The following is a 23273-nucleotide window of genomic DNA, read 5'->3' on the forward strand; positions in this document are numbered from 1 at the left end:
GCCGGCCAACGTGCCTGGGGGCATGCCCCCAGGCACGTTGCCATCCCATCAACCAACCATCATGAAGGAGCCGGACTCTACCTCTGAGTGGTAACAATCAGGGGCGCACGTCAGAGGCAATGGAGCGCTACGGGCCGGGCGCGCCTTCTTCCCATGCCTGCTTGGCCGTTCGCTGACCGGGGAGCGCCAGCGGCGCGTCAGCGAAGCGGGTCTTGATCCCGCCAGGGAGCCCGGGCCGGGCGCGGGATCGGCTACGCCTTGCGCGATTTACGGCTCTTGGGCGCGGGCCGCGCTGCCTGATCGCGCATTTGAGACGCCTTCGAGGCTTTTGCCTTACCCTCGGCGGCATTTTTCTTCTCCTCGGGCTCAACCGGGTTCCAGCCTCCAGCACCCTGCAACACGCGGTCGGCATGTTTGATGGTGTTCACATGCCCATAGTGATCCTCGATCATCTTGACCGAAGTGCCCATCTGCTCGGCGAGCAGATACACGTCCACGCCTTCGGAGAGACGATACGTCGCATAGGTATGACGGAAGCTGTAGGTGGAGCGGATCGTCCCGCACGGGCCGACACGTAACCCGGCATCGGTCAGCATATCCTCGACCAGTGTACCGTAGAGCGTCTTGGCGGGCGTACCATCGATGGTGGTGAAGACGGTATCGGTCGGCTTTGGATCATAGACAGGATCGGATTGCTTGCCGTTCTTCCCAGCACGTTTCCAATTGGCTTCCCTGGCCTGCTCGCGGATGCGGGCTAGATATTTGCCGACGCTCGACACCGCCACCAGCTTGCGCGACTTGCCCTTGCCCTGCACGAACAGCACCACGATCTCGTTGCCGTCGCGGTCTTTGGCGGGCGTGATGTCGCACCAACGCAAGTTCTTGGCCTCGCTCGGGCGCATGCCAGTGTTGCACATAATGAGCATGAAATTGTAGGCGACCGTGCGATACCATATCTGCCGGTCGGACGCGGTGGCGTCGGGGTTCGGCTTGCTATCCTCACCCTTCGGCTTCGCACTGATCCACTTCGTGCGGGCATGGGTATGAAGCGCGACATACTCCTCGTGGTTGAGTTCATCGCGACGCATTTTCTTGAGCTGCGGGCGATCATCGAAGCGTTGGCTGGCAGGTACATACCGCTTCTTGATCGCGTATTGCATGATCGAGCCGAAGATCGACATTTCAAAGCGGATCGTCGCATCGCTGACGAAAGGCACCAGCTTATCGAGCTTGGCCTGAACCGCTTCTTCAAACTGCTTGGGCGTCAGGGGCTTTGCGCGAAGCTTGCGTGCCGCACGTGCCTTCTGGATCATCGCCTGATCCTGCTGCACGAGCTTGGCCGCCAGCTCCGGCGATACCTTCCGGCCGCCATTGCGCTCGGCCCGGCCTTCGCCGTTCTCACGTCGCCACGCCGGATAACTGCCCCATAGCTCATCGCCGATGCGGTGTACCTGCGTTGAGCCGACATACTCATTGAGCGGCCCTTCGATGATGGCTTTCATCTTCTCGGGCCGCCCCTTGCTGATCTCGCCGCGCTTCGCCCGTGCAACCTGGGTAGCCAGAAATTCCTTCGCGATGTCGCGGAAAGGGCGATTGAACACCGGATCGCCGCGCTTTGTGGCATACCGGACTTCGCCATCCTGATCCCACGCCAACGAGCGCGCCGTATTGATATCGTCAGTCTTGAGCGAGACCGTTTTATACCGGTCAACCTTCGGCACCTTCACCCGGCAATACCAGTTGCGATGCTGCACGTCTGCTCGGCGAAAGATCACCAAACCGGGCTTCAGCTCCTCTTTGTCTGTGACAAACGCCATGCGCGACCTCACTCTCTGTGTAGGTTCTGTGCAGAACAGCGGCGTAAGTCATTGATCCACCGTAGCTGTGCAGCCCTTGTGCAGAAAGCTATACCAAAATTTATCATTTTTTCCTAGTGATTTAGATTATATTGGTCATCCCCGCGAAGGCGGGGATCCAGGGCCAGGCGCGGAACGGGTGTGGCCGGTCCCCTCCTCTCCGGATGACGTTCGCGCGGTGGCGCCGATATCCTGTACTACCCTGGATCCCCGCCTGCGCGGGGATGACGGGGAGTCATCAACCTAAGGGGCCGCATGTGTCCCGTTCTCCCGCAATTTACGATTGCGAAACGCCGGCGGGCGCAGGACAATGCGCCATGGCAGACGACGATCCGCTTCCGAAGGCCAGCCGCCGTGCGCTGATGCTGGGCGCCGCGAGCGCGTCGGCGATCGTTTCGATTCGCCCGGCGCTGGCGCAGACCAATGCTTCGGTGATGAACTGCGAGATCCCGGTGCCCGATCCGGGCCGCGCGGGCCAATATGTCGCGGCCGACGGCAAGCTCGTCCCGGCCGGCACACCCGGAGCCTTCCCGCCGGCCGGTGCGCCGTTCAAGGCGGAGGACGTCAAGCGCGCGCTGAACGGCGGCACGCTGCCGGGCACCGATTACGAACGCAGCCGCGCCTATACCAACTATATCCGCCGCCTCCAGTCGGGCACCAGCGGCTTCACCTGCTTCGCCTCGCTGCAGATGCCGCGCGGCTGAAGGCCGTGGCCGATCCGACCGCGCGACGACGCGACGATGTGAAGAAGGGAAGACGGAAGCGGGTTCACGCGGAGGCGCGGCGCCGCGGAGGGAGTCCCTTCGGCGAGCCCGGGCGTTGCGTCGGCGGCAGGATCTCGGCTCCGGCGACGATTGCGGGCATCGCGCACGCGATGCGGGACGGCCTCCGCGGCGCCGCGTCTCTGCGTGAACATCTTCTTCTTCGTCTCGCCGCAGCGTCGTTGCGCGAAGATCGGCGATGACCAGCTATCGCGCCGCGCCGCCGGAAACGCTGCGCATCGTCCCGCTCGACGCGCTCACGCTGATCTATCACCGCGCCTCGGGCATCACCCATGTCGTCGACGCGCCCGTGCCCGAGATGCTCGAAGCGCTCGCCGGCGACACGCTGTCCGCCGCCCAGCTGCTCGCGCGCCTCGGCGAGCGTTTTGATCTGCTCGACGCCGATCCAGCCGCGCTCGCCATCCGCCTGGACGAGCTGGTCGCCGCCGGGTTGGTGGAGCGGTTGTGAGGCACGTCGCCCACCTGGCCATCGGCCCCGCGGCCTTCCGCATCGGCAGCGACTGGCGCGCGCCGGTCGCTGCCCTGGAAGCCCTGTATTGCGATTATCCCAAGCCGGACGTTCCGGACTTCAATGTCCACCTCTTCGCCGCGCGGCCCTGGCGGCGCTGGCTTCGTCCGGCGGTTCATATCGGCGGGGACTTCACCATCCCCGATGCCGCGCCCCTGCCGCTTGCCCAGGGGCTGCTCGCCGCCGAGATGGGGATGAACCTGCAGATGGCGCTCGCCCAGCGCCGTTTCCTGCTGCTGCACGCATCGGCGGTGGAACGGAATGGCCGGGCAGTGCTGATGACCGGCATCTCGGGTGCGGGCAAGTCCACGCTCGCGGCGCTGCTGATGGCGCGCGGCTGGCGGCTGATGGGCGACGAGTTCGTGCTGATCGATCCCGCCACCGGCCTGGCCCATGCCTTTCCGCGGCTGATCAGCCTCAAGAACCAGGCGATCGCGGTCGTCCGGGCCGCGCTGCCCGATGCCCGGTTCGGGCCGCTGCTTCCCGGCACGCCCAAGGGCGACATCCGCCATCTGGTCCCCGATCTTCGCGCCATCGCGAACATGGCCGAGCCCGCCGAGCCGGCGCTGCTGCTCTTCCCCCGCTTCGGCTTCGAGGCCGCCGAGCGCCCGGTGCCGCAGAGCGAGGCGTTCGTCCGGCTGACTCAGGCATCGACCAACTATGTCCATCTCGCCGAGCGCGGCTTCGATGCGCTCACCCGGCTCGTGCAGGCCGTCCCCGCGCGGGCAATAGACTATCCGGACGCCGAAGCTGGCATAGCCCTGGTCGAGGCGCTGGCATGAGCCCCGGCTGGCGCCTGGCCCATGTGCTGCGCGATCCCGGCACGGCGCTCGGCTTTGCCGCGCGGGAATGGACCGAGCTGTTCGCCGTCGCCCGGGCCGAGCAGATGGCGGGCACGCTCGCGCACCGGCTGAACGGCCTGGCGCTGCCCGCCGCGGTGCAGCGCCTGGTCGACGATGCGATCGCCTCGGCCGGGCAGGTCCGCCTGGCGGCGCTCTGGGAGGCCGAGATGGCGCGGCGGGCGCTGGCGCCGCTCGACGTGCCGGTCGTCCTGCTCAAGGGCACTGCCTTTGCCGCTGCCGGCCTGTCGCCGGCGAGAGGGCGCAACATCGGCGATCTCGACATCCTCGTCCCCCGCGACCGCCTGGACGAAGTGGAGGCGGCCCTGCTTGCGGCGGGCTGGGAATGGGTGAAGCCCGATCCCTATGACGACGCCTATTATCGCCGCTGGATGCACGAGCTGCCGCCGCTCATCCACCGCGAGCGCGACCGGATGATCGACGTCCACCACACGATCCTCCCCCTGACGGCGCGCATCACCCCCGATGCCGGGGCGCTGCTCGCCGCCGCCGTGCCGCTCGACAACGGACTGTGCACATTTTCGCGTCCGGACATGCTGGTTCATGCTGCCGCCCACCTCCTGGCGGACGGCGACCTGGCCGGCGGAATGCGCAACCTTTGGGACATTCACTGCCTGCTTGGAGATGGGGAGGTCGAGGGCCTGGCCGAACGCGCCCGCCGCCACGGCCTCTCCGCCGCGATGGCCCGCGCCGCCCGGCTCAGCCATGCGCTCTACGGCACCGAGGTCCCGCCCGAATGGCGGCGGCGCACCCCGCTCGACCGCCTCTATCTCCACCGCCTCACCGCCCGCGATGGCTGGGGCCGCCAGACCGCCCGGCTCACGCGGCTGGGCTTCTATGTCCGCAGCCACTGGCTGCGCATGCCGCCGCTGATGCTCGCCCGGCATCTCTGGACCAAATACCGCAAGGGCTATCGCCCGGTCGGCTGAACCGAATGAAACATAACAGGAACAAATCCTTGCCTTGTTGGGGCGCCTCCGCTATTCTGCATGGGCATTCCACGGGAGAGACGATGATGTTCCGCAAGGTCGCCTTCACCATGTATCCGGCCGTCGATCTCGCCCGCGCGCGCGATTTCTACGAGCGGACGCTCGGCCTTCCGGCCAGCCATGCGCCGGAGGGGATTCCATGGATCGAATTCGACCTGCCCGGCGGCGGCTGCCTGGCGCTGACCGACGTGACCGGCGACCGGCCCGCCTCGGATGCCGGCGGCACGATCGCCTTCGAAGTCGAGGATCTCGACGCGCTCTGCACGGCGCTGGAGGGGAAGGGCGTGACCTTCAAGAGCGACCTCATCCACTCGCCGGTCTGCCGGATGCGTGTGATCGAGGACAGCGAAGGCAATGCCGTGCTGCTGCACCAGCTCAAGGATCCGGGCTGACCGCATCGACATCGCCGGGGCAGGGTGGCAGCATATCGACCCTGACTTGAGGGAGGGGGAATGATGCGGACTCTGGGAATCGTCGCGGCGGCGCTGGCGCTTTCGGCCTGTTCGATCGGCAAGGACGTGCCGCTGGCGGAGGCCGGAGCTGCGCGTTTCCACCAGTCGCTCGATGCGGGCAAGTTCGCCGAGACCTGGCAGAGCGCGGCGCCCGAACTGCGCGCCGCCACGCCGCAGGACAAATGGCTCGCGCTGCTCGACGCGGTGCATCGGAAGCTGGGCAAGTTCCGCACGTCGAAGACGATCGGCTGGAACGACAATTTCAACAACGGCGTGCACTTCATCGTGCTCAACCAGGAAGCGCAATATGAGCGCGGCACCGCGCAGGAGCAGTTCGTCTATCGGATCGACGCCGGCAAGGCGGCGCTCGCCGGCTATCACGTCAACTCGGACGCGCTGATCCTCAACTAGTCCCCAGCCGCTCCAGCACCGGGACCAGCTCGGCATAGGAATCGATCACGGCATCGGCGCCCAGCTCCTCCACCGGCTGGGAGAGGAAGCCGAAGCGTACCGCCACGCTCGGCACTTCGGCATTCCGCGCCGCCATGGTGTCGTAGATCGAATCGCCCACGAACGCCGTGCGGCCGCCACCGCAGCGCCGGATCATCTCGCGGATCGGCAGGGCCGACGGCTTGGCGTTGCCCTTGCCCATCGTGTCGCCGCCGATGATCGCGGCGAAGCGGTGGTCCAGGCCCAGCTCGGCGATCAGCTTCACTGCCAGATACTCGAACTTGTTGGTCACGATCCCCAGCGTCGCGCCCCTGGCCGCCAGCGCGTCGAGCGCGTCCAGCATGCCGGGAAAGGGGCGCGAATGGTCGGAGACATGATCGCGATAATGGTCGAGCAGCGGCGGATAGACCCGCGCCATCAATGCGTCGTCATAGCCGCCCGACGCTTCCAGCGCCTGTTCCAGCATGTGCTTCGCGCCGCGCCCCACGGTGGTCATCACCGTCGCCATGTCGAGCGGCGGGCGGCCGGCCAGGTCGAGCGCATGGTTCACGGCGCCGGCCAGGTCGGCGCTGGTGTCGAGCAGGGTGCCGTCCAGGTCGAACCCGACGATCGCGAAGGGGAATGCAGCCATCGCGGTGCTGCCTGCCAGCCGGGCTATGGAATTGGCAAGCATATCGTGGCAGGGGGCCGGTCCAGCACCCCGGAACAGAGAGGCCAATGACCGCACCGATCGCAGCCATCATCCTCGCGGCCGGCAAGGGCACGCGGATGAAGTCCGACACCCACAAGGTGCTCCACCCCATCGCCGGGCGGCCGATGCTGCTCCATTTGATCGACAGCGTGAAGGCGCTGGGCGCGGAGCGCGAGGTCGTGGTTGTCGGCGCGGGGCGCGAGCAAGTCGAGGCGGCGGTCCATCCGCTGGGCGTGGAGACCGTGGAGCAGGCCGAGCAGCTCGGCACCGGCCATGCCGTGCGCATGGCGGAGAGCGCGCTCGCCGGCTTCCAGGGCGATGTGCTGATCCTCTATGGCGACGTGCCGCTGGTCACCGCCGAGACGATGCGCCGGATGCTCGACGCGCTCCACGGCGATGGCGGCCCCAGCGTGGTGGTGCTCGGCTTCCGTCCGGCTGATCCGGGCGCCTATGGCCGGGTGATCGTCGGCTCCGATGGCCGGCTCGACAAGATCGTCGAGTACAAGGACGCGACGCCGGAGGAGCGGGCGGTGACGCTCTGCAATTCGGGCCTGATGGCGGTGCGCGGGCCGGACCTGTTCCGCCTGCTCGGCCAGCTTACCAGCGACAATGCGGCGGGTGAATATTATCTCACCGACCTGGTCGAGCTGGCGCGCCGCGAGGGCCGCTTCTCGGTGGGTATCGAGACCGACGCGATCGAAGTGGCCGGAGTCAACAGCCGCGGCGAGCTGGCCGGGCTCGAGCGCGAGTGGCAGCAGCGCCGCCGGGCCCGCGCGATGGCCGAGGGGGCCACGCTGGTCGCGCCGGAGACGGTGTGGTTCGCCCATGACACCGTGATCGGCCGCGACGTGACGATCGAGCCGAACGTGGTGTTCGGCCCCGGCGTGTCGGTGGCGGATCTAGTCACCATCCATGGCTTCAGCCATATCGAGGGGGCCGAGATCCTCTCGGGCGCCGATATCGGCCCCTATGCCCGGCTGCGTCCCGGCGCCCGGATCGAGCAGGGCGCCAAGGTCGGCAATTTCGTCGAGATCAAGAAGGCGGTGATCGGGCCGGGGGCCAAGGCCAACCATCTCAGCTATATCGGCGATGCGGTGGTGGGGGCGGGGGCCAATATCGGCGCGGGCACCATCACCTGCAATTATGACGGATTTTTAAAGTACCGGACAGTGATCGGAAACGGCGCCTTTGTAGGTAGCAACAGCGCCCTGGTCGCGCCCGTCACCATCGGCGACGGCGCGATCGTGGGGGCCGGCTCGGTGGTCACCCGCGATGTCGAGGCGGACGCGCTGGGGATCGTGCGGGCCGAGCAACAGGTGAAGCCGGGCTGGGCGCGGAAGTTCCGCGCAGTGATGAAGGCGAAGAAGGAGGCGGCGAAGAAGTGATGCGCACCCGAACCCTGATATCGATGCTGTCCCTCGTGGTCGCCACGCCGGCCTTCGCGCAGACGGCGGCGCCGATGAACCCCGCCCAGGCGATCGAGGCGGTGGCCGGATCGCGGACGGGCGAAGTGACGGGGGTGTTCGAGTTCGTCGTCGCTTCGGGCGGCGCGGGCGGGTTCAACGTCTATCTGAACTCCGCCGCCAATTATCGCGACCCCGGCAATCTGACCATCGAACTGCATTCGGCAGCCATCGGTGCGTTGAAGCAGAAGCTCGGCGGCTATCCGGAGGACAGGCTGGTCGGCAAGCGGGTGCGCGTGAAGGGCGTTGCCCGCCGCGTGCCGATCGGCTCGCATTTCCAGACGCGCATCGCCGTCGACTCCATCGACCAGATCGAAATCCTCGGCTGATCGCCGGGCAAGAGCAGGAACACCCAGAACATGTGCGGAATCGTCGGTATCGTCGGCAAGGAGGAAGTCGCGGAGCGGCTGTTCGACGGTCTCAAGCGCCTCGAATATCGCGGCTATGATTCGGCCGGCATCGCCACCGATGTCGATGGCCGGATCGAGCGCCGCCGCGCCTCGGGCAAGCTGGTCAATCTCGGCAAGGAGCTGGCGGCCAATCCGCTCCCCGGCACCACCGGCATTGCCCACACCCGCTGGGCGACCCATGGCGGCCCGACCACGAACAACGCACACCCGCACGCCACTGGCGAAGTCGCGCTGGTCCACAACGGCATCATCGAGAACTTCAAGACGCTGCGCGACGAGTTGATCGCGCGCGGCCGGACCTTCGAGAGCGAGACCGACAGCGAAGTCGTCGCGCATCTCGTCAGCGAGAAGATCGAGGCAGGCCTGGCCCCGGCCGAGGCCGTTGCCGAGGTGCTGCCGCGGCTCCATGGCGCCTTCGCGCTCGCCATCCTGTTCCGCCAGCATCCGGACCTTCTCGTCGGCGCGCGCCTCGGCTCGCCGCTGGTCGTCGGCTATGGCGAGGGCGAGACCTATCTCGGCTCGGATGCGCTGGCGCTGGCGCCGCTCACCCAGCGCATCGCCTATCTCGAGGAGGGCGACTGGGTCGTCATCACTCATGGCGGCGCCCAGATCTTCGACCGGGACAACAATCCCGTCGAGCGCCCGATCACCATTTCGGGCGTCACCGGCGATCTCGTCTCCAAGGGCAATCACCGGCACTATATGCTCAAGGAGATCTACGAGCAGCCGATCGTCGTCGCCCAGACGCTGCGCGCCTATCTCCAGCGCATGGAAGAGCAGGTCACGCTGCCGATCCCGGAGTTCGACCTCTCCGCGATCAAGCGCGTCACCATCGTCGCCTGCGGCACCAGCTTCTATGCCGGCATGGTCGCCAAATACTGGTTCGAGCAGTTCGCCCGCGTGCCCGTCGACCTCGATGTCGCCTCGGAGTTCCGCTATCGCGCGCCGGTGATGGAAGAGGGCGGGCTGATGATCGTCATCAGCCAGTCAGGCGAGACCGCCGACACGCTCGCGGCGCTCCGCCATGCCCGCAGCGAGGGCCAGAAGATCGCCGCGGTGGTCAACGTGCCGACCAGCTCGATGGCGCGCGAGGCGGACCTGTTGCTGCCGACGCATGCCGGCCCCGAGATCGGCGTCGCCTCGACCAAGGCCTTCACGTGCCAGCTCGCGGTGCTTGCTGCGCTCGCCGCCAATCTCGCCAAGGCCAAGGGCCGGCTGTCCGAGGCCGACGAGAAGGCGCTGGTCAAGCACCTCGCCGAGGCGCCGGCCGCGCTCAACGGCGCGCTGGCCTATGACGAGGCGATCCAGGCGATGGCCGGCATCGTCGCCGCTGCGCGCGACGTGCTCTATCTGGGCCGCGGCACCGATTATCCGCTGGCGCTGGAAGGCGCGCTCAAGCTCAAGGAAATTTCGTACATCCATGCCGAGGGCTATGCCGCCGGCGAGATGAAGCACGGTCCGATCGCGCTGATCGACGATGCCGTGCCGGTGATCGTGATCGCACCGTCGGGTCCGCTGTTCGACAAGACCGTGAGCAACATGCAGGAAGTGCAGGCGCGCGGCGGCAAGGTGATCCTGATCTCGGACTATGACGGGATCGAAGCGGCGGGCGAGGGTACCGTGGCGACGATCACCATGCCGAAGGTGCATCCGCTGATCGCGCCGCTGGTCTATGCGGTGCCGGTGCAGCTGCTCGCCTATCACGTCGCGGTGGCCAAGGGCACCGATGTCGATCAGCCGCGCAACCTGGCGAAGTCGGTCACCGTCGAATAACGGGCCTCAGGGGCGCCACACCATGGCGATGTGCGTGCCGGCAACGTCGCCGGCATCGATGAAGCCCAGCCGCTGATAGAGCGCGCGCGCGCGCGGGTTCGTGCGGGCGACGCTCAGGCGCAGCCCGACAGCCCCTGCTTCGCGTGCCGCCTGCTGCAGCCAGCCGATAAGCGCGCCGCCGATCCCGCTGCCTTGCGCCCCCGGGCCGAGCAGGATGTCGATCAACACCCATTCCGGGAGACTGCAGTCGAAATAGAATCGGCCGATCCGCGTGCCCTGTCGGGCGACCAGCCGGAAATGGCCCTTGCGGTGGTGCTTGACGAAATGTGCGTGCTGGAGCGCGAACTGCTCGTCGAGAAAGCTGCGCTTTCGTTCTGGCGGCCAAGGCGCGAGGAGCAGATCGGGCATGCGCGAAACCGCGTAGAGATCGGCAAGCGGTTGCAAGTCGGCGGCGCGCGCCGGCGGCAATGTCACGTCCCGCGCGTGCAGGGCATCCGGCAGCGGTAGCGGTAGCGGGGCGGGGAAGGGGGCTAGCATTTCATCGACTTTTGCCCCGAAACGGCGCGGACCGGCTTCACGCGCCGCAATGGACCCGGCAGGATGGCTTTCTCGAAGCCGGGGCGATCATCCGTTCGGCGGGAGGGGGATATAAGCCACATGGAATTACTAGCACCGGAAGATTTCGAGCCCTGGGTCGGCCGCAAGGTTCGGGTTGCCACGATTCCCGAACAGGTGGAAATCACGCTCGCCAGCATCCAGCGGCTCGCTCCGTTGCGTGGCATCGATGTACGTCCACCCTTTTCACTCTTCTTCGAATCTCCCCTGGAAGTCTATCTGATCGACGGAACCTATGATCTCGACTGCGGCAGGGGCGGTCCGCATGCGATCATGATCACGCAATTGCAGCCTCATCCCGATCGGCGAATCTACCAGGCGGTCTTTTCCTGAGCCCGAACCTGTCGGAAACGAAGCCGGCTCCGTCGCGCGGGCGACGAAGCCGGAAACAGTTTGTTCGCCCGGCGATCAGTTGCGCGAGGGGAACACGCCCACCAACGCAATGTTGGTCTGCACCGCGACATAGGGGTTCATGATCGAGAAGGGGAGGTTGTTGCCGGTGGGGCCCACCGCGACCGATCCCTGCGGCGTGAAGTTGCCGCCGGTGATGTTGACGCCCCCGAGATTGACCATGGTGCCGGTTGTGCCCGTCGGCGCATAGATCTTCACCTGGTTCGGGCCGGCATTGGCGCAGTTGGCGAACAGCGAACCGTCGGCCGGAACGTTGGTCTGCGTCGTCGCACCGGTGACCGCCTGGATCGAGCCGCTCGCGCTTGTGCTGCCCGCCAGGCCCGCGAAAGTGGCAGTGTGGTTGTGCGCCGGCATGTTGGCGATCAACAGCGTTTCGCTTTCGGCGCCCGCAGCCTGGCCCCAGATATAGGTCTGGCCGCTGGCACTGCTCTGGCCCAGGCCGACAAAGCCGCGGCCGGCCGCGTTCGGCAGGCCGAAAGTGGTCGAGCCGTTGCCGCCAAAGGTGGTGCCGATCAGCGCGAACAGCGCCTGATTCTGCGTGACGCTCAGAATTTGGCCGTTGCACGAAGACCAGCCTCGCGGCGCGAAGTTGAAGCCGACCTGCATGATCTGGCCGACAAACGGTTCACTCATGGTGCCCTCCCGAAGATGGATGTGTTTGCTTGGGTGCGCTGTACGGGCGGTCAGTTCGCCCTCGTCATGATGCGGCCAAGATGTCGCGCTTGGCAATGTGAGAAAGTTGTCTGCGGCGGAATCTTTTTGGTTTTCGGAATAATGCAACCAAAATGGAGCTATTTTGGCTGCGATATCTCCCGTTTTTTCTAGGCGTGTCCGGATCCGGTACAGCGTTTGTTCTTATGTGGCCCGGTGTCGACCAAACTTGATTGTAGGCGCGTAAGTTGCTGTGGTAACTGGAATGCACGCGCCCATTGGGCGGGTCGGGGGAAATTCTATGGATTGGGGCGTCGGGCAAGCCATCCGTTCCGGGGTTATTCGTCTCGTGGAGGCGGCTTTCCATCGCGATTCGGTTGATTCGCGAAGGAAGGATTCCTCCGCCACACCCTCGCGTCCGAATCGAGTCGCTTCGGCGGCATTGCGCGGCGTCATGGCCGCCCTGGTGGCGCTCGCGCCGGCCAACGCATGGGCGTCCGCGGGTTGCACCGCCATCAATGCCTTGGGCGGCGTGTTCACGGTCGACGGCGGCGGCAATGGGACGGACAAATATACCGATTCCGCAACTCAACCGCTCGCGAACAATGAGGTCGTGACCTATTCCTGGAGCGGGAACACCAAGAACGCATTCATCTACATTCTGTATACGCGTGCCGGGGCGACCCAGAATGTCGTGATCGTGCAGGATGTGACGACTTCGACTGGAAGTGGTAATTTCACTTTCTCCGGTGTGCAGGCGGGCGATTATTTCCAGATCGGCCTGTCGAACAGCACGTATGACGGCAACACCACCAATAACGGCGCCAACAACAGCGCGGTAAATTTCTCGCTCAGCTGCGCGCTGCCTCCGGTGCCCACGGTCACTGGGGTTTCTCCCACCTCGGGGCCGACCAGCAGCGGCACCCCGGTGACGATCACGGGCACCGGCTTCTCGGCGGCAGCTTCGACGGGTGCGGTCAAGTTCGGCGCCGCTACCGCGACCTATACGGTCATCAGCGGCACGCAGATCAACGCGACTTCGCCGGGCGGCACGGCGGGTACGGTCCACATCACCGTCACCACGCCAGGCGGCACCAGCGTGACCAGCGCGGCGGACCAGTATACCTATGTCGCGGCGCCGACCGTCGGCGCGCCTTCGCCGGCAAGCGGGCCGACATCGGGCGGCACCGCGGTGACGCTGACCGGCACCAATCTGACCGGTGCGACCTTGACGGTCGACGGCGCCAGCGTGACGCCGACCGGCACCACCGCTACCACGGTGACCTTCACGGCGCCGGCACATGCCGCCCCGGGCGCCGTCCCGGTCGTGGTCACCACGGCGGGTGGCTCGGCTTCCACCAGCTTTACCTATATCGCTCCGCCGGTCGCCAGTTCCTTCACGGCCTCCGCGGTCGCGTACAATGCCGCGGGGGTGACCTTCAGCGTCGCCGGCCATGCGACGAACAGCCCCACCAGCTATGCGGTGGGCTCGGCGACCACGGCCAATGGCGGTACGGTCTCGATCGATTCCACCGGGCTGGTCACCTATAGCGCACCCATCGGGTTCCGCGGCAACGACAGCTTCACCTTCACGGCGACCAATCTGGGCGGCACGTCCAGCCCGGCGACGGTCACCGTGCCGGTGAGCAACCCCACGCTCTCGTCGACGCTCACCGGCAGCGGTACGCGCGGCGTCGCGCTCTCGGGCGTGCAGATCAACACCAGCGGCGGCAGGGCAACCTATAGCTGCTCGTCGACGCCGGCATCGGGCACGGTGCCCGCAGGCACGCAGATCAACCCGGATTGCTCCGTCAGCGGCACGCCGGCGGCGAGCGGCAACTTCACCTTCGCGCCCATCGTGACGGACAGCTCGCTCGGCACCGGCCCCTTCACCCAGGCGACCGGCTCGCTCACGCTCAGCATCGCCGCGCCGACGATCGGCCTGTCGCCAGCCGCCGGGCCGCTGCCGGGCGGCACCGTCGGCATCGGCTATTCGCAGAGCTTCACGGCGAGCGGCGGCACGTCGGGCTACAGCTATGCGCGCAGCAGCGGCACCCTGCCCCCGGGGCTGACCGTGGCGGGCAACACGCTTTCGGGCACGCCGACCACCGCGGGCACGTTCAATTTCGACATCACCGCGACGGACAGCTCGACCGTGGGCAGCGGCGGCCCCTACACCAAGACCCTGGCCTATAGCATCGTCGTGGGCTCGGGCACCCAGACGATCAGCTTCGGCGCCCTGTCCAACATCGCGCTGTCGTCGACGCCGCCGCCGCTCTCGGCCACCGCCACCTCGGGCCTGACGGTCAGCTTTGCCTCGACCACGCCCGCTGTCTGCAACGTATCGGGCACCACGGTGACGCTGGTCGATCGGGGCCTCTGCTCGATCACCGCCAGTCAGGCGGGCGACGGCAACTGGGCCCCGGCGAGCAACGTCGTGCAGAGCTTCACGGTGACGCCGGCCACGCTGGTGATAACCCCGGCCGCCGCGACCGGCCTTCAGGTGGGCGTCGCCTATTCCCAGGCCAATACGGCTACGGGCGGCGTCACGCCCTATACCTATTCGCTTAACGCCGGCGCCTTCGTGCCGGGCACGAGCCTCAATTCGTCGACGGGCACCGTCTCCGGCACGCCGACGGTGGCGGGCAGCTTCAGCTACATCATTCAGGTCTCTGACAGCCAGGGGCCGGCGGTGACCGCGACGACTCCGGTCACCACGGTCACGATCGCCAAGGGCAACCAGACGATCAGCTTCACCTCGACCGCGCCGGCCGGCGCGACGGTGGGTGGCGCGCCCTATGCCGTGAGCGCGAGCGCCAGCTCGCTCCTGGGCGTGAGCCTGAGCTCGGGCACGACCGGCGTCTGCACCCTGACGGGCAACACGGTGACCTTCATCGCCACCGGCACATGCATCATCAACGCCAACCAGGCCGGCGACGCCAATTGGAACGCGGCCGCCCAGGTGCAGCAGAGCATCGCGGTCGGCGCGGCGCAGACCGTCACGGCATCGCTCAGCTTCTCGCCGACTTCGCTCGGCGTCGGGGCGGACGGCACGCTGACGATCACCTTCGCCAATCCCAATGCCTCGGCCACGCCGGACGTCGCGCCGCTGCTGGCCGGTTCCTCGCTGCTGAGCCGCGTGAGCGGAGCGCCGGGCGGCAGCTGCGGGGCCACCGGATCGGATGCGGGGCCGAACTATCAGTTCGGCAACTTCACCATCCCGTCGAGCGGCTGCACGATCACCTTCACCTATGCCGGCGTCACCGCGGGCTCGTCCTCGGGCCTCGTGCTCGGCGCCTTCACGCCGAGCGGCTATCCGACCACGCCGGCAGCGTCCAGCAATGCCTTTGCGGTGGTGCCGACGATCACCGGGCTCTCGCCCAATTCGGGCCCGGTCAGCCAGGTGGTGACCGTCTCGGGCACCGGCTTCAGCACGACGCCAGGCAACAACACGGTGACCTTCGGCGCGGCGGGGACCGGCACGGTCACCGCGGCGAGCGTGACGTCGCTCACCGTCACCGCGCCGGCAGCCGGCACGGGCGCGCAGCCCGTTACGGTCGGCGTCAACGGCCAGACCAGCTCCGGTTCCTACAGCTACACCTTCATCGCGCGGCCGAGCGCGGCGGACGTCAGCACCACGGTGTCCTATAACACCGCCAAGCAGATCGACCTGTCGAGTGCAGTCTCCACCGGCGGTCCGCACACCAGCATCGCGATCGTCGCCAATGTGCAGCACGGCACGACCAGCATCGCCGGCGACACGGTGACCTATACCCCGACGGCGGGCTATATCGGGTCGGACAGCTTCACCTACACCGCAAGCGGTCCGGGCGGGACTTCGGACGTGAAGCAAGTCAGCATCACGGTGGTGGCTCCCTCGGCGCCGGTGGCGAACGCCAGGAGCGGCGTCGCGATCCCGTACAACGGCACCGGCACGCCGATCGACCTGTCGGGTTCGATCACTGGCGTGCACAGCAGCATCGCAGTCGTCACGGTGCCGCAGCACGGTTCCTTTGTCGTCGCGGGCGACGTGGTGACCTATACCCCGGCTGCGACCTATTATGGCCCAGACAGCTTCTACTACACTGCGACCGGTCCAGGCGGCACCTCCGGCCCGGCGGAGGTGAGCCTGACGGTGGCGACGCCGCCGGCGCCGACCGTGGCGGACAAGAGCGGCGTGGCGGTGCCCTATGCGGGCACCGGCACGGCGATCGACCTGTCGGGCTCGATCACCGGCGTCCATGGCAGCATCACGGTCACCAGCGGTCCCACGCACGGCTCCTTCGTCGTCGCGGGCGACGTGGTGACCTATACCCCGGCTGCGACTTATTATGGCCCAGACAGCTTCACCTTCACTGCGACTGGTCCGGGCGGGACCTCGGCTCTTGCAGCGACGGTGAGCCTGACGGTGGCCAACCCGCCGGCGCCGACCGTGGCGGACAAGAGCGGCGTGGCGGTGCCCTATGCGGGCACCGGCACGGCGATCGACCTGTCGGGCTCGATCACCGGCGTTCATTCGAGCATCACGGTCACCAGCGGTCCCACGCACGGCTCCTTCGTCGTCGCGGGCGACACGGTGACCTACACCCCGGCCGCGACTTATTACGGCGCGGACAGCTTCACCTATACGGCGACCGGCCCTGGCGGCACCTCGGCCCCGGCGACGGTGAGCCTGACGGTGGCGACGCCGGCGGCGCCGGTGGCGGCCAACAAGAGCGGCGTGGCGGTGCCCTATGCGAGCACGGGCACGGCGATCGACCTGTCGGCCTCGATCACCGGCGTCCATTCGAGCATCGCGGTCACCAGCGGTCCCGCGCACGGCTCCTTCGTCATCGCGGGCGACACGGTGACCTACACCCCGGCCGCGACTTATTACGGCGCGGACAGCTTCACCTATACGGCGACCGGCCCTGGCGGCACTTCGGCTCCGGCGACGGTGAGCCTGACGGTGGCGACGCCGGCGGCACCGGTGGCGGCCAACAAGAGCGGTGTGGCGGTGCCCTATGCGAGCACGGGCACGGCGATCGACCTGTCGGCCTCGATCACCGGCGTGCGCGGCAGCATTGCGATCGGCACGGCGCCGGCGCACGGCACGGTGACGATCGCGGGCGAGGTGGCGACCTATGTCCCGGCCGCGACTTATTACGGCGCGGACAGCTTCACCTATACGGCGACCGGCCCTGGCGGCACCTCGGCTCCGGCGACGGTGAGCCTGACGGTGGCGACACCGCCGGCGCCGACCGTGGCGGACAAGAGCGGCGTGGCGGTGCCCTATGCGAGCAGCGGCACGGCGATCGACTTGTCGGCCTCGATCACCGGCGTGCGCGGCAGCATTGCGATCGGCACGGCGCCGGCGCACGGCACGGTGACGATCGCGGGCGAGGTGGTGACCTATGTCCCGGCCGCGACCTATTACGGCGCGGACAGCTTCACCTATACGGCGACCGGCCCTGGCGGCACCTCGGCTCCGGCGACGGTGAGCCTGACGGTGGCGACACCGGCGGCACCGACCGCGGCCAACAAGACCGGTGTGACCGTGGCCTATAACAGCTCGGGCACGGCGATCGATCTCACCACATCGATCACCGGCGTCCACAGCACGCTGACGATCGTCACCGCGCCGACCCATGGCACGACGGCCGTGAACGGCGACGTGGTGACCTATACGCCCACCGCCACCTATTTCGGCGCGGACAGCTTCACCTATACCGTCACCGGCCCGGGCGGCACGTCGGCGGCGGCTACGGTGAGCCTCACCGTGGCGACGCCGCCGCCGCCGAACGCAGCGCCGGGCACTTCCACGGTGGCGGGCAGCACCACGACGGCGGGGACGAGCGTCCAGATCAATCTCTCGGCACTCGTCACCGGCGTCTATGATTCGATCCAGATCGCCAGCCAGCCGGCGCACGGGACGGTCACGCTGAGCGGCGGGGCCGGGCCGAGCCTGACGCCGGTTGCAGTGGCGCCGGCCTCGCCGACCATCGCGACCTATACGCCGGCCGCCAATTACTCGGGCACCGACAGCTTCACTTATGTTGCGGTCGGCCCCGGCGGCACCTCGGCCCCAGGCACGGTGACGATCACGGTCGTCGGCCAGGTGCCGGTCGCGGCACCCAAGACGGCGACGGCGGGCGACGGCCAGATGGTCTCGGTGATGCTCACCGACGGCGCGATCCGCGGGCCGTTCACCGGCGCGAACGTGGTGAGCGTGTCGCCGGCCAATTCGGCCACGACCGCGATCGTGGCGGCGGGCAACGGCGCCTATCGCCTCGATGTGACGCCGAACAACCGCTTTGGCGGGCAGATCGTGGTCACCTATACGTTGAGCAACGTCTTCGGCGCCTCGGCGCCGTCGACGGTGACGCTCACCGTCCAGGCACGCCCGGATCCGCGCAACGATCCGAACATCGCCGCGATCAGCGACGCACAGGCCGAGACGACCCGCCGCTTCGCCCGGGCCCAGGTCTCCAACTTCATGCGGCGCACCGAGCAGCTCCACAATGGCGGCGGCAGCACCGGCCTGGCGATGGGCGTGACGCTGGCGTCGCGCGACGGTTCGGCGCCGATGCGGCGCTATGACGACAAGGATTGGGGCCTGGGGATCACGGAGCGGATGCGCGTCTCGGGCGAGGATCCGGCGATCGGCCAGTTCGTCAACAACCCGCAATCGCCGCTCTCGCGCGCCGATCAGCTCGGCTATGGCCGGACGATCGCCGGCACCGGCGGGGGTGAGGGGACGGGCGGCAGCCCGGCAGCGCCGCGCAAGGGCGCGGTGGACGAGGACGGCAACCGCCGGGTCGGCTCGATCGCCACCTGGGCGGGCGGCGCGATCGATATCGGCACGCGGGACAAGCGGACCGATCGCAGCAAGATCACCGCCACCACCGCGGGGCTCAGCGCCGGTGCCGACATCAAGCTCTCCGAGGGCGTGCTGGTCGGCCTGGGCGGTGGCTATGGCAATGACCTGAGCCGGATCGGCACGGCGGCGCAGGTGCGCGGCACCAGCACGATCTATGCCGCCTATACGAGCGTCCAGCCCGCCAGCGGCACCTTCATCGACGGCATGATCGGCCGCGGCCAGCTCGACTTCACTACCCGGCGCATCGCCCAGGCAGTGAACGCGACGGCATATGGCAGCCGCGACGGCAGCTACACCATTGCCGCGATCTCGCTGGGGATCGACCGGATGGGCGGCCCGCTGCATTGGTCGATCTATGGCCGCGGCGAATATATGGATGCCGAGCTCGACGCCTATGCGGAGAGCGGCGCCGGGCGCTACAATCTTCGCTTCGACGCTCGCCAGGTTCGCTCGATCACCGGTACGATCGGCGGCCGCCTCGAATATCGCCAGAAGACGGGCTTCGGCTCGATCACGCCGCGCCTGCGCGCCGAATGGAACCATGAGTTCGCCAATGTCGATGCCCAGTGGCTCGACTATGCCGATATCCCGGGGGCCGCGATCTATGAGCTGGCGGCCAATGGCTGGCGGCGTGAGCAGCTCCAGCTGAGCTTCGGCACGCGCTTCGACATCCTCTCCAGCGGCTGGTCGTTCGACTTCGAGACCGGGTTGCGGGCGGCGCAGGGCGAGAAGGCCGGCACGCTGCAGCTCCGCCTGTCGAAGCGCTGGTAGGGAAAGGGGCCCCCGGGGGCCGGCAGCGCCGGTCCCGGGGCCTCGATCCGTCTAGGTTGAGGACTGATTCAGCGAACCCCGTCATCCCCGCGCGGACGGGGATCCAGGTCCAGGCGCGGAACGGGTGTGGCGAATCCTGTCCTTTCCGGACGGCGTTCGCGCGGTGGTGCCGATATCCCGCATTACCCCGGATCCCCGCCTTCGCGGGGATGACGATTGAAGGAATGTGAGTCCCCGACCTAGGATCGCAGGCGGGCGAGGGCGCCGGCTACCTGGGCCTCGCGATACGGCTTCTCGATCATCGGCACGTTTTCGCCGAACCCTTCCGGCGGCGCGCCATAGCCGCTGGCGAAGGCGAAGGGCAGGCCGCGTGCGCGAAGCGCCTCGGCGATCGGGGTGCTGCGCTCTCCGCCCAGGTTGATGTCGAGGATGGCCACGTCGAAGCCGCCGCCTTCCGCCAGCGCCAGCCCGTCGACCAGCCGGCTCGCCGGGCCGATCGTCTCGCAACCCAGCGCGTCGAGCAGATCCTCGAGATACATGGCGACCACCGGCTCGTCCTCGACGACGAGCACCCGCAAGCCCCGGAGCCCATTCATGCCGCACTCTCCGGCAGCGGCGCGTCGACGATGCAGACCAGTCCGGCGTGGCGGAACTCGATATTCACCGTGCCGCCCAGCTCGGCGGCGAGGCCGCGCTCGATCATCCGGGTGCCGAAGCCGCGCCGCGTCGGCGCCACCACCGGCGGGCCACCCATTTCCTCCCAGCGCAGCCCGAGCCTGGCGGGGCCGTCGCCATGCGCTCTCTGCCAATGAATGGTGATCCGCCCCTCGGGCCGCGACAGGGCGCCGTGCTTCACGGCATTGGTCGCCAGCTCGTGGATGGCCAGCGCCAGGCTGATCGCGGTCTTGGGCTGGATCGACAGGTCCGGCCCGTCGAGCGCGAAGCGGCCCGGCTCGCCATGCGGGCGCAAGGCGTCCTCGATGATCCGGCGCATCGAGACCAGGCCCCAATGCTCGCGCGTCAGCAGGTTGTGCGCTTCGGACAGCGCGGCCAGCCGGCCTTCGAAGGCGACGCGGGCCTGGCGCGGCGGCACATCGTCCTTGAAGCTCTGCCGGGCGATGCCCTGCACGATGGCGAGCGTGTTCTTCACCCGGTGGTTGAGTTCGTCGATCAGCAGGCGGAGATGCGCTTCGGCGCGCTTGGCCTCGGTCATGTCGCGCCCGATGGCGTGCAGCGCCACCGGGCGACCCTGCTCGTCGAGGCTGAGCCGCGAATTGACTTCCCAGATCAGCTCGCGCCCGTCGCGCGCGCGCAGCTTCAGCGTCAGCCGCGTCGAGCCGCCATGCTGAAGCTTGCGGTTGAATGCCTCCATGCCGATCGCGAACTGGTCCTCGTCCATGAAGTCGCGGATCGAGCGGCCGAGTATCTCGTCCTCGCGATAGCCGATCGCCTCCACCACTGCCGGGTTCACCGAAGTGACGCGATTGTCGAGCGTGGTCGTGATCAGGAAGTCATTGGCCTGCTCGAAGATCGTGCGGAAGCGCGCCTCGCTCGCGCGCAGCTGGTCCTCCGCGCGCTTGCGATCGGTGACGTCCAGCGAGACGCCGACGAAGCGGCTGGGCCGGCTGTCGCCATAGTCGATCCGGCTGCCATGGCTCTGCAGCCAGCGTTCGGCGCCGTCGTCGGCGCGCAGGATACGATACTCGATCGTATAGGGCGCCCCCGCGGTGAAGCAGCGCAACGCGGCGTCGCGCACCATCTCCCGGTCGTCGGGGTGCACGCGTGCGATCCATTCGTCGAAGGTGCCGCGCGCCTCGGGTCGCCGCGCGATGCCGAGCAGGTCGAAGCGATTGGGCGACCAGGCCCCTTCCATCGTCTCGAGATCGAGCTCCCAGGTGGCCATGCCGGCGGCCTCGGTGGCGAGGCGCAGCGTCTCCTCGCTCTTGCGCAGCGCCTCTTCGTCCTCGCGCCGCCGCGTCACGTCGAGCGTGACCGCGAGCACGCCGAAGGGCTCGCCATTCGCCCGGCGGATCACCGCCACCGAATTGTTCACCCAGACGATGCTGCCGTCCTTGCGGATATAGCGCTTCTCGTGGGTGTAGGGGGTGCCCTCGCGCACTGCCCGTTCGAACAGGGGCGTGTTGCGGGGAAGATCGTCCGGATGGGTGATCTCCTGCATCGTCTTGCCCATCAGCTCGTCGCGGCTCCAGCCCGCGATCTCGCAGAAGCGTTCGTTGACGAGCGTGAAACGGCCTTCGAGGTCGACCTGGCCGAAGCCGGCGGTGGTCTGGTTGATGAACGCGGAAAGCTGCGCCTCGCGCTCGCGCAGCGCGAGTTCGGCGGTCTTGGCCTCGGTCACGTCGTGCGCGACGCCGATGAAGCCGATATGGCGCCCCTGGGCATCGCGGCGCGGCTGCGAGGTGGAATGGAGCCAGCGCCATTCGCCATGGACGTTGCGATAGCGCCCCTCGAGCTCGAAGGCGTCGAGGCTCGCCTCGCCCGCGACCGATTGCGCGAGCACCTGTGCGGCATCGTCCGGATGGATGATCCGCCGCCAGTCGAAGTCGAGCGCCTCTTCATAGGACACGCCGAGGAATGCCACATAGGCGCGATTGACGAAGCTGCGCCTGCGATCCAGCCGAGTCACCCATACCGCGACGGGGGCGCTGTCCGCGATCATGCGGAACTCGTCCTCGCCCACCGGAAGCGGTTCGGCCGGTGCGTCGATCATCGGGGCCAGTTGAAAGGCATCAGCAATTTCCCAACCTCGAGCTATTGCACACCAACGCCTGTCACCGGCGCATCGCAAGTACCGCCCGTGCGCGCTTCAGGTGCGGCATGTCGAGCATCTCGCCGTCCAGCCCGATCGTGCCCGCGTCCGGCGCCGCCGCAAAGGCCGCGACGATCCGCTCGGCCCGCTCGATTTCCACGGGAGAGGGCGAGAAGGCGCGATTGATCACGGGCACCTGATCGGGATGGATCGCAAGCATGCCACGGAAACCCGCGCGGCGCGCCTTGGTTGCAACTTTCTCCAGTCCCTCGAGGTCGCGGAAGTCGCCGTGGATCGTCTCGATCGGCGTCACCGCCGCCGCCGCCGCGCCGGCAAGGGCGAGGGCGCGGAAGACCTGATAGGGAAAGTCATATTCGCCGGTCTCGTCGCGATTGTGCGTGGCGCCCAGGGCGGTCGCGCTGTCTTCGGCGCCCCAGGTGAGCGCGGCAAGGCGCGGGCAGCCGGCATAGTCGCCCAGGCCGAAAATGGCCGGCGCGGTCTCCGTCGCCACCACGATCGTGCGGATCCCGCCTTGGGGGAGGTCGTGCGCCGCTTCCAGCGCGGTGAGGTAATGGTGGAGCAGTTCGGCTTCGGCGCGGGTCGCCTTGGGCAGCATGATCCCGTCGGGCCGGCCGGGCACGATCGCCGCAAGGTCGCGCAGGGCGTGCGAGGTGTCGAGCGGGTTGATCCGCACCCATTGGGGCTGGGCGCGCGCCGCCGTCTTCAGATGCTCGGCGACCAGCGCGCGGGCGGCGGGCTTGTTGCCCTCGGCCACGGCGTCTTCCAGGTCGAGCAGCACCAGATCGGCTTCGCTGGCGCCTGCCTTGGCGAGCTTGCGCTCGGAATCGCCCGGCGCGAACAATAGGGATCGGGCGGCCAGCGGGTCGGTCATGCATCCTCCTGTCGTGGAGGCCTTGCTATCGCGCGCGGGCGGGCGGGTAAACCGCGCGTCGTTCTTAACC

The 23273-nt window shown here is 67.8% G+C and carries 18 protein-coding genes; 11 read left to right on the top strand and 7 right to left on the bottom strand.

What is annotated here, in order from left to right; genetic code table 11:
- Positions 1-251: 251 nt before the first annotated feature.
- Positions 252-1817, bottom strand: a complete 1566-nt coding sequence (locus FFS08_RS16580) for a tyrosine-type recombinase/integrase (protein WP_137863541.1) — start codon at positions 1815-1817, stop codon at positions 252-254.
- Positions 1818-2173: 356 nt separating this feature from the next.
- Between FFS08_RS16580 and FFS08_RS16585 the strand changes: the two genes are divergently transcribed.
- The 6 genes from FFS08_RS16585 to FFS08_RS16610 all read left to right on the top strand — a co-directional run bounded on the left by FFS08_RS16585 (position 2174) and on the right by FFS08_RS16610 (position 5858).
- Positions 2174-2560, top strand: coding sequence for a hypothetical protein (locus FFS08_RS16585; protein ID WP_137863540.1), 387 nt, complete (start codon positions 2174-2176; stop codon positions 2558-2560).
- Between the two features lie 256 nt (positions 2561-2816).
- Positions 2817-3086, top strand: coding sequence for an HPr-rel-A system PqqD family peptide chaperone (locus FFS08_RS16590; protein WP_137863539.1), 270 nt, complete (start codon positions 2817-2819; stop codon positions 3084-3086).
- Positions 3083-3928, top strand: coding sequence for an HprK-related kinase A (locus FFS08_RS16595; RefSeq protein WP_137863538.1), 846 nt, complete (start codon positions 3083-3085; stop codon positions 3926-3928). The genes FFS08_RS16590 and FFS08_RS16595 overlap by 4 nt, the downstream gene beginning before the upstream one ends.
- Positions 3925-4935 carry a nucleotidyltransferase domain-containing protein gene (locus tag FFS08_RS16600; RefSeq protein WP_137863537.1) on the top strand — a complete coding sequence of 337 codons (1011 nt, stop codon included), beginning with the start codon at positions 3925-3927 and terminating at the stop codon, positions 4933-4935. The genes FFS08_RS16595 and FFS08_RS16600 overlap by 4 nt, the downstream gene beginning before the upstream one ends.
- A gap of 83 nt (positions 4936-5018) precedes the next feature.
- A complete protein-coding gene (locus FFS08_RS16605) occupies positions 5019-5387 on the top strand; it encodes a VOC family protein (protein WP_212742029.1) in 369 nt (122 codons plus the stop codon).
- A 60-nt stretch (positions 5388-5447) separates the two neighbouring features.
- Positions 5448-5858 carry a DUF4019 domain-containing protein gene (locus FFS08_RS16610; RefSeq protein ID WP_137863536.1) on the top strand — a complete coding sequence of 137 codons (411 nt, stop codon included), beginning with the start codon at positions 5448-5450 and terminating at the stop codon, positions 5856-5858.
- Here the strand turns inward: FFS08_RS16610 and FFS08_RS16615 are convergent.
- Positions 5851-6528, bottom strand: a complete 678-nt coding sequence (locus FFS08_RS16615) for an HAD hydrolase-like protein (RefSeq protein ID WP_137863535.1) — start codon at positions 6526-6528, stop codon at positions 5851-5853. The two genes, FFS08_RS16610 and FFS08_RS16615, sit on opposite strands and share 8 nt — an antisense overlap.
- A gap of 86 nt (positions 6529-6614) precedes the next feature.
- On the opposite strand from FFS08_RS16615, the gene glmU reads away from it, so the two are divergent.
- Genes glmU through glmS form a run of 3 tightly spaced genes read left to right on the top strand, consistent with a single transcriptional unit; the run spans position 6615 to position 10234 of the window.
- Positions 6615-7973: a bifunctional UDP-N-acetylglucosamine diphosphorylase/glucosamine-1-phosphate N-acetyltransferase GlmU gene (gene glmU, locus FFS08_RS16620; protein WP_137863534.1), complete on the top strand. Its 1359-nt coding sequence runs from the start codon at positions 6615-6617 to the stop codon at positions 7971-7973.
- On the top strand, positions 7973-8380 hold the full coding sequence (locus FFS08_RS16625; protein WP_137863533.1) for a hypothetical protein: 408 nt from the start codon (positions 7973-7975) through the stop codon (positions 8378-8380). The genes glmU and FFS08_RS16625 overlap by 1 nt, the downstream gene beginning before the upstream one ends.
- A 30-nt stretch (positions 8381-8410) precedes the next feature.
- Positions 8411-10234 carry a glutamine--fructose-6-phosphate transaminase (isomerizing) gene (gene glmS, locus FFS08_RS16630; protein WP_137863532.1) on the top strand — a complete coding sequence of 608 codons (1824 nt, stop codon included), beginning with the start codon at positions 8411-8413 and terminating at the stop codon, positions 10232-10234.
- Positions 10235-10240: 6 nt separating this feature from the next.
- Here glmS and FFS08_RS16635 read toward each other — a convergent pair whose 3' ends face one another.
- Positions 10241-10708 (bottom strand): GNAT family N-acetyltransferase, encoded by a 468-nt coding sequence (locus tag FFS08_RS16635; protein WP_171012660.1) that lies wholly within the window; start codon positions 10706-10708, stop codon positions 10241-10243.
- 126 nt (positions 10709-10834) lie between these two features.
- On the opposite strand from FFS08_RS16635, the gene FFS08_RS16640 reads away from it, so the two are divergent.
- On the top strand, positions 10835-11182 hold the full coding sequence (locus FFS08_RS16640; RefSeq protein WP_249341331.1) for a DUF6916 family protein: 348 nt from the start codon (positions 10835-10837) through the stop codon (positions 11180-11182).
- A 75-nt stretch (positions 11183-11257) separates the two neighbouring features.
- Here FFS08_RS16640 and FFS08_RS16645 read toward each other — a convergent pair whose 3' ends face one another.
- Positions 11258-11893, bottom strand: a complete 636-nt coding sequence (locus FFS08_RS16645) for a phage tail protein (RefSeq protein WP_137863529.1) — start codon at positions 11891-11893, stop codon at positions 11258-11260.
- A 472-nt stretch (positions 11894-12365) separates the two neighbouring features.
- Here FFS08_RS16645 and FFS08_RS16650 point away from each other — a divergent pair, with 472 nt between their 5' ends.
- On the top strand, positions 12366-19541 hold the full coding sequence (locus tag FFS08_RS16650; RefSeq protein WP_171012661.1) for an Ig-like domain-containing protein: 7176 nt from the start codon (positions 12366-12368) through the stop codon (positions 19539-19541).
- A 239-nt stretch (positions 19542-19780) separates the two neighbouring features.
- Here FFS08_RS16650 and FFS08_RS16655 read toward each other — a convergent pair whose 3' ends face one another.
- From FFS08_RS16655 to FFS08_RS16665, 3 genes are all read right to left on the bottom strand, one after another.
- Entirely contained in the window at positions 19781-20137 is a 357-nt protein-coding gene (locus FFS08_RS16655) for a response regulator (protein WP_137863527.1), read from the bottom strand.
- Positions 20134-22272: a PAS domain-containing sensor histidine kinase gene (locus FFS08_RS16660; RefSeq protein WP_137863526.1), complete on the bottom strand. Its 2139-nt coding sequence runs from the start codon at positions 22270-22272 to the stop codon at positions 20134-20136. Before FFS08_RS16660 ends, FFS08_RS16655 begins: the two co-directional genes overlap by 4 nt.
- A gap of 61 nt (positions 22273-22333) precedes the next feature.
- The gene (locus tag FFS08_RS16665) at positions 22334-23203 is read right to left on the bottom strand and encodes an HpcH/HpaI aldolase/citrate lyase family protein (RefSeq protein WP_137863525.1); all 870 of its coding nucleotides are present in this window, start codon (positions 23201-23203) and stop codon (positions 22334-22336) included.
- Positions 23204-23273 lie beyond the last annotated feature (70 nt).

The sequence above is a fragment of the Sphingomonas sp. 1F27F7B genome (assembly GCF_005503355.1).
Taxonomy (GTDB): Bacteria; Pseudomonadota; Alphaproteobacteria; order Sphingomonadales; family Sphingomonadaceae; genus Sphingomonas.